At 33.5% G+C, this 16,279-nt stretch carries 13 protein-coding genes; 2 read left to right on the top strand and 11 right to left on the bottom strand.

The window, feature by feature from the left end:
* Nucleotides 1-6 precede the first annotated feature (6 nt).
* The 11 genes from argH to D1818_RS06310 form a co-directional block, all read right to left on the bottom strand.
* Nucleotides 7-1,284, bottom strand: a complete 1,278-nt coding sequence (gene argH / locus D1818_RS06260) for an argininosuccinate lyase (protein ID WP_118457081.1) — start codon at nucleotides 1,282-1,284, stop codon at nucleotides 7-9.
* Between the two features lie 91 nt (nucleotides 1,285-1,375).
* Entirely contained in the window at nucleotides 1,376-2,440 is a 1,065-nt protein-coding gene (locus D1818_RS06265) for a M20 family metallo-hydrolase (protein ID WP_199726301.1), read from the bottom strand.
* Nucleotides 2,441-2,442: 2 nt separating this feature from the next.
* Nucleotides 2,443-3,228 (bottom strand): acetylglutamate kinase, encoded by a 786-nt coding sequence (gene argB, locus D1818_RS06270; protein WP_118463539.1) that lies wholly within the window; start codon nucleotides 3,226-3,228, stop codon nucleotides 2,443-2,445.
* Nucleotides 3,229-3,390: 162 nt separating this feature from the next.
* Complete coding sequence (locus D1818_RS06275) at nucleotides 3,391-4,335, bottom strand: N-acetylornithine carbamoyltransferase (RefSeq protein WP_118457085.1); 945 nt, start codon at nucleotides 4,333-4,335, stop codon at nucleotides 3,391-3,393.
* Nucleotides 4,336-4,485: 150 nt separating this feature from the next.
* Nucleotides 4,486-5,298, bottom strand: coding sequence for a glutamate 5-kinase (gene proB, locus D1818_RS06280; protein ID WP_233558626.1), 813 nt, complete (start codon nucleotides 5,296-5,298; stop codon nucleotides 4,486-4,488).
* Nucleotides 5,276-6,472: a glutamate-5-semialdehyde dehydrogenase gene (locus tag D1818_RS06285; protein WP_118457089.1), complete on the bottom strand. Its 1,197-nt coding sequence runs from the start codon at nucleotides 6,470-6,472 to the stop codon at nucleotides 5,276-5,278. Before D1818_RS06285 ends, proB begins: the two co-directional genes overlap by 23 nt.
* A 2-nt stretch (nucleotides 6,473-6,474) precedes the next feature.
* Nucleotides 6,475-7,614 carry an aspartate aminotransferase family protein gene (locus tag D1818_RS06290; protein WP_118457091.1) on the bottom strand — a complete coding sequence of 380 codons (1,140 nt, stop codon included), beginning with the start codon at nucleotides 7,612-7,614 and terminating at the stop codon, nucleotides 6,475-6,477.
* Nucleotides 7,615-7,620: 6 nt separating this feature from the next.
* Nucleotides 7,621-8,415 (bottom strand): pyrroline-5-carboxylate reductase, encoded by a 795-nt coding sequence (proC, locus tag D1818_RS06295; RefSeq protein WP_118457093.1) that lies wholly within the window; start codon nucleotides 8,413-8,415, stop codon nucleotides 7,621-7,623.
* Nucleotides 8,416-8,450: 35 nt separating this feature from the next.
* The gene (argC, locus tag D1818_RS06300; RefSeq protein WP_118457096.1) at nucleotides 8,451-9,428 is read right to left on the bottom strand and encodes an N-acetyl-gamma-glutamyl-phosphate reductase; all 978 of its coding nucleotides are present in this window, start codon (nucleotides 9,426-9,428) and stop codon (nucleotides 8,451-8,453) included.
* A complete protein-coding gene (locus tag D1818_RS06305) occupies nucleotides 9,425-10,615 on the bottom strand; it encodes an argininosuccinate synthase (RefSeq protein WP_118457098.1) in 1,191 nt (396 codons plus the stop codon). Before D1818_RS06305 ends, argC begins: the two co-directional genes overlap by 4 nt.
* Nucleotides 10,603-11,244, bottom strand: coding sequence for a GNAT family N-acetyltransferase (locus D1818_RS06310; protein ID WP_118457100.1), 642 nt, complete (start codon nucleotides 11,242-11,244; stop codon nucleotides 10,603-10,605). Before D1818_RS06310 ends, D1818_RS06305 begins: the two co-directional genes overlap by 13 nt.
* Nucleotides 11,245-12,070: 826 nt before the next feature.
* On the opposite strand from D1818_RS06310, the gene D1818_RS06320 reads away from it, so the two are divergent.
* Together D1818_RS06320 and D1818_RS06325 are read left to right on the top strand one after the other, a co-directional pair.
* Complete coding sequence (locus D1818_RS06320; protein ID WP_118457104.1) at nucleotides 12,071-12,784, top strand: FadR/GntR family transcriptional regulator; 714 nt, start codon at nucleotides 12,071-12,073, stop codon at nucleotides 12,782-12,784.
* A 329-nt stretch (nucleotides 12,785-13,113) separates the two neighbouring features.
* Entirely contained in the window at nucleotides 13,114-16,260 is a 3,147-nt protein-coding gene (locus D1818_RS06325) for a SusC/RagA family TonB-linked outer membrane protein (protein ID WP_118457106.1), read from the top strand.
* Nucleotides 16,261-16,279 lie beyond the last annotated feature (19 nt).

Consider the following 16,279-nt stretch of genomic DNA (forward strand, 5'->3'; position numbering starts at 1 on the left):
TGTCTGCTACACTGAATCTAGTTTTTCTTTAATATGATCTAAACACAAATTATTTATACTTCCTATATGACTATGCTTCGTATTTTTTTCTGGTTTGTAATTTCCGTTTTCGATATCTAGTCCAATTTTCACATACGCATCTCTAAAGGACATTCCTTTCATCACTAATTCATTTAATGTATCTACACTAAACAAATAATCATATTTAGAATCTTCTAAAATAGTCTCATTTACCGTAATACTTTTTAGCGCATAGATTGCCATTTCTAAACATGCTTTTAGATCTTGAATTGCTGGAACAATTCCTTCTTTAAGCAATTGTAAATCTCTATGATAACCGCTAGGCAAGTTGTTAGTCAACAAGCTTAACTCATAAGGTAACGCTTGAACTTTATTACACTTTCCTCTTATAAGTTCAAACACATCTGGATTCTTTTTATGTGGCATAATACTAGAACCCGTAGTTAACTCTGATGGAATGCTCATAAAATCAAAATTCTGACTCATATAGAGACAAACATCCATTGCTAGTTTAGAGAGTGTTCCTGCTACACTACTCATTGCATAAGCGGTAGATTTTTCGGATTTTCCTCTGCTCATTTGTGCAGCTACCACATTATATTTTAGCGTTTCAAAACCTAATTCTTTCGTAGTAAATTCTCTGTCAATGGGAAATGAACTTCCGTATCCGGCGGCACTACCTAATGGATTTTGATCTACAACTTTTAGTGCGGCATTCACAAAATACAAATCATCTACAAAACTCTCTGCATAGGCTGAAAACCATAAACCAAATGAAGATGGCATTGCAATCTGAAGATGTGTATATCCTGGCACGAGCACTTCTTTATATTTTTCTGCTGTACTTAATAGGTTTTCTGATAATTCTTTAACCTGAGACTTGATAGCTACTAGTTCATCCTTTAGATATAAATGCATCGCTACCAAAACTTGATCATTTCTGGATCTAGCCGTATGGATTTTTTTCCCTGCGTCTCCTATCTTTTTTGTTAGTTCGAATTCAATTTTAGAATGTACATCTTCAAACTGATCTTCAATTACAAAAGTGCCTTCTTCAACTTGCTTTGCCAACATATCTAGTTCTTCTTCAATTGCAGAAATATCCTGATCGGAGAGTAGCTCAATCTTATGCAACATCTTAGCGTGCGCCAAGGTCGCTTGTATATCATATTTAGCAATTACCAAATCTAGTTGTCTGTCATTACCGACAGTAAACATATCTATCTTTTGGTCTGTTGGTAATCCTTTATCCCAAAGTTTCATTTTCTTTATTTATATCGTTTATTATTGTCAGGCTGAGCTTGTCTAAGCCTATATATTAGTTACACTTCGACAAGCACAGTGTGACACATAATTATACTATTCCTTCTAAAATTTTAATATATAAATCTACACCTTCTTTGATTTCATCCACATATATAAATTCATCTGCAGAATGTGATCTTGTAGAATCTCCCGGTCCTAATTTTAGAGACGGACAACTCAATACTGATTGATCTGATAGGGTTGGTGATCCATAGGTCGTTCTACCTAAAGCGATGCCAGATTTAACAATAGCATGATCTTTTGGTATTGATGAAGATCCTAAATGTAACGATCTTGGTTTTACCTCAACATTTTTGGGCATAGCTTGTTTCACCATTTCCAAAACCTCTTCATTTTTGTATTTATCGTTTACTCTAATATCAACTACTAAATCACAATGAGATGGTACTACATTATGCTGGTTACCCGCACTAACTTGTGTAACTGTCATTTTTACATCTCCTAAAGTTTCAGAACTTTTTTCGAATTTGTAATTCTTAAACCATTCAATTATTTCAAGTGTATTATAAATAGCATTATCGTTATTAGGATGTGCAGCGTGACTTGCGGTTCCTTTAACAGACACATCTAATACAAGTAATCCTTTCTCTGCAATGGCCAATTGCATTAGTGTTGGTTCTCCAACAATAGCGAATTCAACATTTTTTAAATACTTCAGGATACTTTTAAGACCTAAAGGACCACTACTCTCTTCTTCTGCGGACGCCGCTATCACTAAGTTATATTTCAAATTATCTTTATTGTAGAAATAAGTAAATGTTGTTATTAAAGATACTAAGCACCCTCCAGCATCATTACTTCCCAATCCATATAATTTACCATCTTCTACAAATGCTCTGAAAGGATCATTTGTATAATTACCATTAGGCTTTACGGTATCGTGATGAGAGTTCAGTAAAATAGTCGGCTTCGTTTCATCAAAATATTTATTGTACGCCCAAATATTATTGTTTTCTCTTTCGAAAGGGATATCGTATTGATTAAACCAATTCTCAATCAAATTTGCAGTTCCCTCCTCTTCTGAAGAAAAAGACTGCGTTTCGATCAATGTATGTAAAAGCTTAATGGCTTTGTTTGTTAATTCTTCTATCATTATTATAGACTCAAAGTTGTGTGTTTTATGGTTTTATCTTTTATAAAATCTGCATTTGCTATATGTACCTTACTTACTTTTTTCTGTAACGCATCAAAACAATTTTGAAGTTTTGGCAACATGCCATCTGCAATAACCTCTGCATCTCTTAATTGATTATACTTTTCTAAATCAATATGCTCTATTACAGAATCTTTATCTGCTATATTTTCTAAAACTCCTTGTAATTCGAAACAATAAAAGAGTGACACCTTATAATAATCACTCATTGCAGAAGCTATTTCGGAAGCAATGGTATCGGCATTCGTATTAAACAATTGTCCATTACCATCATGAGTGACAGCGCAAAAAACAGGTACTATATCTAATTCTAAAAATCCTTTGATTACCTCTGCATTTACCTTTGTAACATCACCTACGAATCCATAATCAACAAACTTCACTGGTCTTTTAGCTGCACTTATAACATTGGCATCCGTTCCTGTGAGTCCCAATGCATTACAATTATGCTTCTGTAAACCAGAAACGATGGTTTTATTTAACAATCCTGCATAGGTCATCACTACAATATCCAAATTCTCTGCAGAAGTAATTCTCCTTCCATCAATCATCTCCGTTTTCACTCCTAATCTGGAAGCTAATTTAGTTGCTGATTTTCCACCTCCGTGGATTAAAATTTTAGGCTCTTCAATTTTAGAAAAATCTTGCAAAAAGGAGTTTAAAGCATTTTCATCTTCGATGATATTTCCTCCAATCTTAGCTACCAATAATTTTTGTTTTATCTCCATATTATAAATTTGTATTGCCAACGCGCCTTCTGGCTCATTCACTAAAAATGTCCACTGGACATTTTCTTAACGTTCTGCCCTCTCCAATCTTAGCTACCAATAATTTTTGTTTCGTTTTCATACCAATTATTACCCTAACCTTCTTCAGAAAGAGAGAACGTTTTACTTATTTTCTAATATCTTCTTTAACACTAATTGAGCAGCATAGGTTCTATTATTTGCCTGTTCAATTACAATCGAGTTCTCACTATCAATAACCGCATCATCTATAACCACATTTCTTCTTACAGGTAAACAATGCATAAACTTTGCATTATTAGTTGATTTCATTTTCTCTTCTGTAATTTTCCAGCTCTGATCTTGAGATGATTTTCCATAATCCGTATAAGAACTCCAATTCTTCACATATACGAAATCTGCATCTTTCAATGCATTCTCTTGATCGTACTCTATGGGCACCTTATTGGTAATCTGACTGGCTAACTCAAATCCCACTGGGTGGGTAATTACAAAATCGGCATCCAATTGTTGCGCCATTTCTACAAAAGAATTAGCAACTGCCTGCGGTAAGGCTTTTGGATGCGGTGCCCACGATAGTACAATCTTTGGTTTGTGTTTTGGCTTATGTTCTGCTATTGTAATAGCATCTGTTAATGCCTGTAAAGGATGACCCGTAGCGCTTTCCATATTAATTACAGGAATCGTAGCATACTGGATAAAACTCTTAAGTACCTTTTCTTGATAATCTTCTTCTCTATTATCTAATTTTGCAAAAGCTCTGATTGCCAACACATCACAATACTGAGAAACTACTTGAGCTGCTTCTTTTACATGTTCCGAATTTCCCTGATCCATTACTGTTCCATCTCCATATTCTAAAGACCAGCCTTCTCCAGTAAAATTCATGACGATTACATTCATACCAAGGTTTAAAGCCGCTTTTTGAGTACTCAGCCTTGTACGTAAGCTTGGATTAAAGAACAATAACCCAATGGTTTTGTCTTCTCCTAAAGTTTTATCGGACAAAGGATTTTGCTTCATCTCAATAGCTTCATTCACCCAATTATTTAGTGAATCGATATCTTTTATTGAAAAATAATTATTCATATTTTTTGTATTACGAAAAAAGAGGTTAGAAAAAAGAAAATAAACCCTGTCATAATTTATTTTGAAAACTCATTGTTATTCTTTGAAATTCTTCTAGTCTATTCTCCAAAACTTCTAATTTTCTATTTTTAGCATTATATCTTTTTCTGATTAGAGTTTATTCTCTATGATCTCTTTTTTACTTTCAACTTTAATCATAGTAAAAGGAATCTTCTTACCAATTGCTTTAACCATAAAATCATCATTTAATCCGTTTACAATCCAAGTTTCTATAGCTGCATTTTGCGCAATACTGGCTGCTTGTATTTTGGACTTCATCCCACCCGTTCCGTGTGTAGAAATAGATGAAACAATTTCGTTTGTCAATGATGCTATATCATCTACTTTATCAATTGTTTGATATGTGTTATTCTCAACTGATTCTCTTGTACAAATACCATTGGTATTCGTCGCAATTACTAATAAATCAGCTTCCAACAAACTAGCTGTTAAAGCGGCTAATTTATCATTATCCCCAAATTGAATTTCGTCGGTAGCGACTGTGTCATTTTCATTAATAATTGGGATATAGTTATTAGCGACTAATACGTTAATTGTGTTCACAATATTCTTTTTGGATTGTTCCCTTTCAAAATCAGAATATGACAACAAACATTGGGATGTTAGTAAACCTAAATCTCTAAAACTCTCCTGAAAAATTCGCATTAAATGAGGCTGTCCGATAGATGCTAATGCCTGCTTTACATTAATCTCTTTTCCATTACTTTCTAAATTCACAAATTGTTTTGCCACGGCAATAGCGCCTGAACTTACAATCACAAACTCATAACGGTCTTGCAAAGCAACTATCTGTCTACCAATATCTTCTATCTTACCTCTTGAGATATGATCTGTACCTTTTGTCAAAACGTTAGAACCTATCTTCAGTACTATCCTTTTTTTATCTGATCTGTCCATCTCCATGTATATACCATTTATTAGTAACCAGATGTTGTAAACCTATCGGACCTCTTTGATGTAATTTATCCGTACTTATTGCTAATTCTCCTCCTAAGCCTAACTGAAAACCATCCGTAAATCTAGTCGACGCATTATGATATACCGCTGCACAATCTACGGATGACATAAAGACCTCTGCTTCCTTTTGGTTTCTAGTAATAATAGCTGCAGAATGTCCTCCACTATATCTATTTATTTTTGAAATTGCTTCTGGAGCATTTTCCGTTTCCCCTATGACAATTTTATAATCTAAGAATTCTTCCTGCCATATATTATCATCAGAAATTGGATTTACATCTACGTATTTGGACAATGAAGCATCCCCTAATATTTCTACATTAAAATTTTTGAGTGTTGTTATAAGGTTTCTAACAAAGTCCTCCTTATTAGGGAGATTTTTATCTATTAAGACTTTATCTACAGCATTACAAGCAGAAATTTTGTCTGTTTTCCCATTAATAATATTATCCAAAGCCAAAGCTCTATCTGCCTCATTATGGACATAGACAAAGTTATTACCCCTTCCACTTACTATTACTGGACAGCTAGCATGTTGTTTTACAAATGCGATCAGTTTTTCTCCTCCTCTAGGTACGATAAGGTCAACATTTTGGGTTGGTTTTTCTAAAAATGCTTGAGTCTCTGTTCTATTGTAATTCAAATATTCTACCCAATGCGATGAAATATTGTTTTCCTCAAATGCTTGATGCCATAGTTTTACAATTTCTAAATTAGAATGTAAAGACTCTTTGCCTCCTTTTAATAAAATCTTATTCCCAGATTTAAATGCGATTCCTGCTGCTTCTATAGTTACATCTGGTCTAGATTCATAAATAATTAATACGGTACCAAAAGGAGCCGTTTTATTATATACCTTCATACCGTTATTATGAGTAAATCGAAAACGCTCCACTCCTATCGGATCTTCCTGGTTACTTAATTGCTGAAGCGCTGCAATCATAGTCTCAATTTTACTTTGATCGACTTTTAATCGATCACGCATCGCCAAATCATCTCCTGTATATAATTCTAGATCTTTTAAGTTCGCGGTAATTATGGCATCTCTATGTTGATCTACCAGTACTGCCATCTTTTGCAATACTGAATTTCTTTGTGATATATCTAATGTAATGCTCATGCTTATATCTTTTCTGGTACTAAAACTTTCTGCAATGCCTTAATGAACTGATCTATTTCAGATTTACCTATTGTTAATGGCGGAAGTATTCTTAACAACTTTTTATTCATTGCGCCTCCCGTAAAAATATGTTCATCATAAATCAGTTTCTTTCTAAGATCACTCACTTCAAAATCAAATTCTAATCCCAGCATCAATCCCTTTCCTTTCACTTTCTTCACACCAGGAAGTCGAATAGCTTGGGATATAAAATAATCTCCTGTAAGTTTTGCATTATCAATCAAATTCTCCATTTCTAATATTTCTAAAACTGATAAAGCTGCTGCACAAGCCAGGTGATTCCCTCCAAAGGTTGTCCCCAACATTCCATAACTAGGCTCAATGTGTGGCGCTATCATAATTCCACCTATTGGAAAACCATTACCCATTCCTTTAGCAATAGAAATGATATCTGGTCTAATTCCGTGATATTGATGTGCAAAGAATTTTCCAGTTCTCCCAAATCCAGCCTGTACCTCATCCAGAATTAACACTACATCATTTTCTTTGCACAATTTTTCTAAGCCTCTAAAAAACTCGCTAGTTCCTTCATCTAATCCCCCAACTCCCTGAATTGGTTCAATGATTACAGCACATACATCACCTTTTTTTAACTCGGCTTGTACTAAATCCAAATCATTTAATGGTAAAAAGGTGACGTTTTGCTGCATATTCAAGGGCGAATTAATCTTAGCGTTATCTGTAGCTGCAACTGCCGCCGAAGTTCTGCCGTGGAATCCTTTATGAAAAGCTACCACTCTAGATTTACCGGTATAAAAAGAAGCTAGTTTTAGCGCATTTTCATTTGCTTCTGCTCCAGAATTACATAAAAATAACTGAAACTCATTATAACCAGATAGTTCACCTAATTTATCCGCTAATTCGGATTGTAAACTGTTTTGAACAGCATTAGAATAAAATCCAATTTTTTCTAATTGTTCTTTTACTCTTTTTACATAATGTGGATGTCCATGGCCGACTGATATCACGGCATGACCTCCATATAAATCTAAATATTCAATTCCATCTTTACCCACCACAATACTATCATAAGCGTTAACAGGCTCCACGTCGTATAAGGGATATACATCAAATAATTTCATAGCGTTTTATTTAATCGTATTAATTTTTTCATAAGAAGCCATCACTCCTTTTATGACAGAGGAACTTAATCCTTGGTGCTCCATTTCATTTAGTCCTTCAATCGTACAGCCTTGTGGTGTAGTTACTTTATCAATTTCACGCTCAGGATGTGTTCCATTTTCTGCTACCAGGGTTGCTGCACCAATGGCAGTTTGTACGGCTATAATCTGAGCTTCGTGAGGATGAAACCCCATTTGAATTCCGCCTTGTATCATAGCTCTAAGAAATCTTAAAAAGAAAGCTATTCCACTAGCTCCCAAAACAGTAGCTGCTTGCATTAATCTTTCTTCGATTACTAAAGTTTTTCCAATAGTATCGAACATTTTTTCTACTGTAGACAACTCCTCCTTTACATCATCATTAGCAGCAATACAAGTCATCGACAGTTTTTTTGCAGCTCCAGTATTAGGCATTACTCGCACTACTTTATTATTAGGAAGGACCTCATTGATTTCTGCAATAGAAGTTCCAGTAACTGTAGAGATCAATATCTGATCAGCTGTTACCACATCTTTAATCTCTTGAAGAACTGCATCTAATTGCCTTGGTTGTACACATAGAATCACCCATTTTACATCTTTTATGGACGCTATAATGTTTTGTGATGTCGATACTCCTAATTTTCCTTCTACTTCTTTTAAGTTATATTTAGATTTATCTACTACTGTTATATTTTCTGCCTTGAATAGATCACTATCAGCCAATCCAGATATTATGGATTTCCCTAAGTTACCTCCTCCTATGATTGTTATTTTATTCATTTTTTATTTCTTTTGTCAGTCTGAGCTTGTTTCTTTTAAAATGCACTTGCTTTTAATTCTAATCCTGTTTTTTCTTCTATGCCAAACATCAAGTTCATATTATGAATAGCCTGCCCTGAAGCTCCTTTTATCAAATTATCGATCACTGATGTGATTAATAACATTCCATCTTTTTTACTAACATGGAGAATACATTTATTTGTATTTACCACTTGTTTAAGGTGAATTTCAGAATCTGATACTATTGTGAATTTTGCATCTTTATAGAAAGAATCGTACAAGGCTTTCGCCTCTTTTTCTGATCCATCATATTTAGTATACATTGTAGCATAAATACCTTTACTGAAATTACCTCTATTGGGTATAAAGAAAATAGGAGTATCAAAATCATTTTGTAATTGTTGAATACTCTGATTGATCTCATCAAGATGTTGATGCGTAAACACTTTATAACTAGAGAAATTATTGTCTCTCCAACTAAAATGTGTAGTACCACCGGGCATTACTCCCGCTCCTGTACTTCCGGTTGTAGCATTCACATGAATTGAATCAGTTAATTTTCCAGATGAAGCCAATGGTAATAATCCTAACTGGATTGCAGTGGCAAAACATCCAGGGTTCGCAATATTCTGAGCTGATTGAATCTTTTCTTTTTGTAATTCAGGTAAGCCATAAACAAAATCTCTTCCTAAGAAATTTTGATCATTTTCTAATCTGAAATCGTTCCCTAAATCTATAATCTTAGTATTATCAGAAAAAGTATGTTCCTCCAGAAATGCTCTTGATCTACCATGCCCAAGACATAGAAATAATACATCTACATCTGGATTAATAATATCCGTAAACGAAATATCTATATCTCCTAATAAATCTACGTGCTGTTTGCTAATAGAAACACCAGCATTTGTAGTACTGTATACAAAATCCAGCGTTACCTGCGAATGATTAACTAATAGCCTTAATAATTCTCCAGCTGTATATCCCGATCCTCCTATAATTCCAACTTTAATCATGACTCGCTTGGGTTTACGTTATGGTATATCTTGTTTGCATTCCCATATATTTTGATAAAACCTTTAGCATCATCGGCAGTCCACGAATTGTTCATTTCGCCATATTGACCAAAATCTGATTTCATCATATCAAATTCTGATTCGATTCCTACCAATGTAAAATGATAAGGTTTTAATTTCACGATTACATCTCCCGTAACTGATTTCTGAGAGTCGTCTAGGAATACCTCGATATTTCTCATGACTGGATCTAGATAATTACCTTCATGTAATAACATACCATACCAATTTGCTAATTGCTCTTTCCAATATTGTTGCCACTTGGTTAGCACATGTTTTTCTAATAAATGATGCGCTTTTATAATTACTAATGGAGCTGCAGCCTCAAAGCCTACTCTACCTTTTATACCTATAATAGTATCGCCAACATGGATATCCCTACCGATAGCAAAGGCACTCGCAAGTTCTTCCAGTTTCTGAATATTTTTCACGGGAGTATCCTTGATTCCATCTAAACCGACTAATTCTCCTTTTTCAAAATTTAGTGTTATGGTTTCTTCTTTGTCTTTTTGAAGCTGGCTTGGATATGCATCTTCAGGTAAGGCATTATGCGATGTTAACGTCTCTTTTCCTCCTACACTAGTTCCCCAAATTCCTTTATTAATAGAATACTGAGCCTTTTCCCAACTGTAATTTACTCCATGTTTTTTGAGAAACTCAACTTCTGCTTGTCTAGATAATTTTAAGTCTCTTATCGGAGTAATAATTTCAATTTCGGGAGCCAACGTTTGAAAAATTACATCAAACCTAATCTGATCATTTCCTGCACCAGTACTTCCGTGTGCGATATATTTAGCTCCAACTTTCTTCGCATAATTAATAACCTCTATTGCTTGAAAAATCCTTTCTGCACTTACTGATAATGGATATGTATTATTCTTAAGGACATTACCGAAAATCAAATATTTAATTGCTTTTTCGTAAAATTTATCCAGTATGGTTTTATTCACATGAGAAGTACTTCCCAACTCGTATGCTCTTTTTTCCGTATGTTCTAATTCTTCATCAGAAAAACCACCGGTATTTACTAATATCGTGTGAACTTCAAAATTTTTTTCGTGAATAAGATATTTTACGCAATAGGAAGTATCTAAACCTCCACTATATGCCACTACTACTTTTTCCATAACAACAATTGTTTATTGCTTGTTAGCATTGTTTGTTTTATTTTTTTTAATCTTTTCAGTACTTTTCTATTGTACCATTTTTCCTTTTTTCTTGCTCCATTAGCTGGATCGTACAACATTCCTGTACAAAGGCACATTTTATGATCTTTAGCAGTAAGAATATCATAATTAGTACAGGTTTTACAGCCTGCCCAAAATTTGGGATCGTCGGTTAGTTCTGAGAAAGTAACTGGTTTATACCCTAAATCTGAGTTTATCTTCATTACTGCTAATCCGGTTGTAATTCCAAAAACCTTGGAAAGAGGATACTTTTGCAAAGAATAATTAAAAGTGAATTCTTTAATTTTCTTCGCCAACCCTTGATTCCTAAAATCCGGATGTACAATAAGACCAGAATGCGCTACATATTTTTCATGTCCCCAAACTTCTATATAACAGAAGCCAGCAAACTTACCTTGACATAAAGCTATAATTGCATTTCCATTCCTAATCTTGGTTTTTATATACTCCGGAGTACGTTTAGCAATACCAGTCCCTCTAACTTTTGCAGAGTCTGATATAACATTACATATTTCTCTAGCATATGTAAGATGATCTTTTGTAGCGATTATGATTTCTATATCTTTCATCTGTTCTTTTCTATTATCCTATATAGGTCAGATGTAATTCGTTATGTTTGACTTTGTAATAGCAATGAATCACTGATATTACAAAGTGTAACTACTTAAAATTTAAAATGGTAAACTTCCTGGAAAGATTCGAGTTTAGTAAAGTTAGTATTTACAGATATGTAAATTATCAACTAAATAAATATTTACTAAATCGAAAAAAGGAATATTTTATAGGGGAAGCAGGACGCACCTACTTCAAAATAATTTTAGACCCCCAAGGGGCGGCGAAAGCGGCGTGTAGAAATATTGGTATCAACTGGTTTGTTCAAGAACTGAACATTAACTTCTGTAAAAATAAAATTTGCCGTTTTCATAATAGTAACTCTAAATCGTCGGCCGTAGCCCCTTTCGTTAACTAGATGTCACAAAATTACATAAAAAAAGTCTCCACATAGAAATTAAAACCAACAATCTTGCATAATTATGATTTTCGTAAAAACTAAACCAAAATTTCATAAAAATCTTAAGTAAATGACATGAAAAGTTACATTTCACTAATTACCACCTGTTTAAATACCTTATATCGGATAACATTTTTTTGTTATTTTTAACGGTAAAAGGTATGATAGATAAAAAAAGAAGCAATATTCTTAATAATTAAAAAGTACACATCTTACCCATCCTTTTCACAATACGAAAAGGATTTAGAATATGTATTTGATTAAAAAAATATAACTTTTTTGAACTTTCTTAATCTTTTTAACATATAAATTTTGTGAAAATAAAAAAAAACAATACTTTTGGTTAACCAGATTGGTCAACCAGTTAAAATCAAACCCAGTATATGAGTATTAAAATAGAGAAGGAAACGGATGTTATATCCAATCCAAAAAAGGGTTCCGAAGAAATAATTATTTCTAAAATTAGGGAATTAATTGTTTCTAAACAACTTGAACCTGGTGATAAGCTTCCAGCTGAAAGAATTCTGGCAGAAAAGCTAGGAGTAAGTCGCAACCAGTTGCGTCAAGCTATACAAAGGTTAGAGTTTTATGGATTGGTTAAAAAATTCCCTCAAAGTGGAACTAGAGTATCCAATATAGGTGTAACCGCTCTTAATGGAATGATGACCGATATATTACAATTACAAGAACCTGATTTTAAATCCTTAGTAGAAACAAGATTGATACTGGAAACAAATGCTGTCAGATTAGCAGCTACAAGGAGATCTGATGAACATTTACGTCAAATACAAGCTGCGCACGAAGCTTATAGTGAAAAAGCAATAAATGGTTTAAATGCTGTAGAGGAAGATTTAATGTTTCATCTTAAACTATCAGAAGCGAGTGGTAACAGTGTTATCAACTCTCTAATGTTAGTAATCACTCCAGAAATCATTACCCGTTTTGTAGCTAATAAAGTATGTAATAAAGATGAAAATCACTTATTAATAAAAGAACATCAATCTATAATTGACGCCATAGTCGATAAAGATCCAGATAGAGCAGTGGCTAAACTTGAAGAACACTTTAAAGATTTATACAAATTTTGTTATGACTAAGAATAAATAATAAAAAACAAGGGGAATAATTCTAATACCAATCGAATATGTAACATAAAAAGATAGAAACAAAAAAAGGGACAGCTACCACACTAATCCCTTGATTTTCGAAAATTCACTTAGTTTAAAAAGTAAAATTTAGACTATAATTACTTATAGATAGATTATAACAAATATAAGAAAAATACATAAACGCACTTCGATTTATTATTTTTTTGAGACTTTGTTTGAAAATAAGTAATTATCAAAATAAGTTTTGCTTTTAAATCGAAAAATGAACCTATTAGTGATTTAAACTAAAGCATTCTAAAACAAAAAAATAATTACTTATGTATTTAAAAAAGATTATAACAATCGTAATGATTGTTCTATATCATTGTACAGTGCTTGCTCAAGATGGCATAACGTTAGAAGGAACTGTCACTTCCCGAGAAGACGGAATTCCAATACCAGGTGTTAATGTACTGATATTAGGATCAAATGCTGGAACAACCACGGATTTTGATGGATTTTACCAGCTTAAAGTAAAAAAAGGAGATGTAGTTTCATTTTCTTTTACTGGAAAGAAAACAATAACTATATCTATTGACAATCAAACAAAAATTGATGTAGCTCTAGAAGAAGAAGCTTCTGAACTTGAACAAGTCGTTGTTATTGGTTATGGGGTTCAGAAAAAATCTAGTTTAACAGCTTCTGTCTCCAAATTAGAAAACAAAAATCTTGATGAACTTCCATACTCAGATGTTTCTAATAGTATTAAAGGTAAAATTGCCGGAGTTCAAATCAGAAACACTACAGGTAATGTAGGTGACGAACCAGAAATAATTGTAAGAGGTATTGGTTCTATTAGTCTTAGTTCGGCGCCATTGGTTGTAGTAGATGGATTTCCTTTTGATGATGGTCTTCAATTCATCAATCCTAGCACAATACAATCTATAGAAGTTTTAAAAGATGCTAGTTCCACCGCAATATATGGATCTAGAGGTGCTAATGGTGTTATCCTTGTAACTACTAAAGAAGGAAAATCAGAAAAAACATCTTATGAATTTAAATCATTATCTGGTTTAAAACAAGCTGCTAGAAGTATTGATATCTTAGATGCAATTCAATTCTCTGACTTGGATAGAAATAGAGATCAATTAGTAGAAAACTTTAATGCTCAGCAAGAAAACAGAGAACCTAACTTTGTAAACTATGATAATGTTCAAATAGGAAAAAGAACTATCGCACAAAACATTGGTGGGCCTACTAACTGGCAAGATGAAGCATTAAGAAACCCTGCTAGAATTGACAATTATCAACTAAATATATATGGAGGAGGAACTAGAACTAACTACTTGATCTCTGCAAATTATATTTATGATGAAGGTCTTAGAAAAGATAACGATTTAGAAAGGTTAAATTTATCTGCCAGACTTAAATCTAAATTATCAGATAACTTAAGCTTTGATTTAAAAATCAACCCTTCATATACACTTACTAGAAGATCTTCTATCAATTTCACCGATACTGGAAGATATGAAACTTGGATCCCTGTTAGACATAATCAATATACTTCTGATTTAACAGGACAACCTTTAGGAAGTTTTGCACATGCATTACATTTCAGAAATCTTAATTTTGATTATATAGACCCTGTAACTGGTTTAACAGAAAACACGGGAAATATTGAAAATTTATGGTCTTCATCTAACTTTAACCCTATATCTAGACAAGAAGCTAGTAGACGTAATCGTTTTGAGTATAGATTACTAGCTAATGGTTCTGTTAAATGGAAAATTGCGAAAGGCCTTACCTTAAGATCTTCACTTGGAGGATATGTTAGATATCGTACTGGAGAAGAATTTTTTGGATCCGATGGAGATAGAGATGGAGAAACTGAAGGAATTTTAGCAGATCAGCTTACTGTTAAATACATAAATGAGAATACCTTAACTTATAACAGAGATTTTAATGGACACGATCTTGGATTGTTATTTGGTATTACCTACGAGAACACAACAGAACGTCTTAGCAACCTTAGAATTACAAATTTCGATGATGAGACCATAACAACTCTTAATGGAGGAACTATTATAGACCTGGATAACACATTTACCCTAAAAGATGAAACCATATTATCGTCTTATTTAGCAAGAGTAAATTATGCCTATAAAGATCGTTACTTGATTTCACTAGCAGGAAGAGCAGATGGTTTTAATAAGTTCGGAAAAAACAATAAATACGGAGTTTTCCCATCTGTTTCGATCGGTTGGAATGTTGCCAACGAAAACTTTTGGAGAAATAGTATTGGGAATACAGTAAATAATCTGAAGTTAAGATCTAGTTGGGGTATTAGTGGATCTGCTCCTGCTCTATTCGACTTTTTAGCACCAACCATAGTGGATTTTAGCAATTATAGCCTAGGAAACACAGGTGGAGTTACTACAGGACAAGGTGAAGTAGATTTTTTACAAGGAAACCCGGATATAACCTGGGAAACGAATACAGAATTTAACAACGGTATTGATTTAGGTCTTTTTAATGGAGCTGTAAACCTTACGGTTGATTACTATTATAAATTATCAGAAAAGCTACTATTAAGACAGCAAATTTCTAATTCAACTGGTTTTGACGAACAATGGAATAACATTGGAAAAGTTCAGAACTCTGGTTGGGAATTTGATCTATCCACAAATTTAGGAAAGGGCAAACTAAAATGGCAAGGAAGTGCTAATATCTCTTTTAATGAAAATAAGCTTATTTCCTTCGGTGGTTCTGAAAGAGCTATTAATAATGGAGAAAGAACAGATCAGTATATTACGCGTGTAGGAGAACCATATATTCAATTCTACGGATATCGTACAGATGGGATTTTTCAGACTGCAGAAGAGTTAGCAAATAGCCCTAGTGGTATAACGGATGCTGTAGGAGGACTTAAAAGAGTAGATGTTAATGGTGACGGAATCATTAATGAAGATGACAGAACTGTCATTGGTGATCCATTTCCGGATTTTATTTGGGGATTCACTAATACTTTTATCTATGGAAATCTGGATCTTAACTTTTCTTTTCAAGGATCTCAGGGAGGTGAAGTAGTTTGGGGAGAAGCCTTTTATAATGAAGTTGCCCGTTATGGAACAATATACGCCGAAGATCAATGGTTTAATGAAAATATCCCTGCAAGTAGGCCTGGAATTAGAATTGGTGTTCCTTGGTTAGAGACAGATTATGCTGTACAAGATGCATCTTATATATCATTAAGAGAAGTAGTACTAGGATATTCTATCCCTACTAATGCCGCAAATAGAATAGGATTAGAAAAAATGAGAGTTTATCTTTCTGGACAAAACTTATGGTATAGCACTGCGGATGATTATTTGGGTAATAATCCTGAAGGGAATACCGATAGAGGTAACGTTTTGATCAGAGGATATCAAAGAGGAGTTACACCAGTGCAGAGACAACTTGCACTCGGACTAGATATCAATTTCTAAAAAGCAAATAACGATAGTC

The organism is Aquimarina sp. BL5, assembly GCF_003443675.1.
Lineage (GTDB): Bacteria > Bacteroidota > Bacteroidia > Flavobacteriales > Flavobacteriaceae > Aquimarina.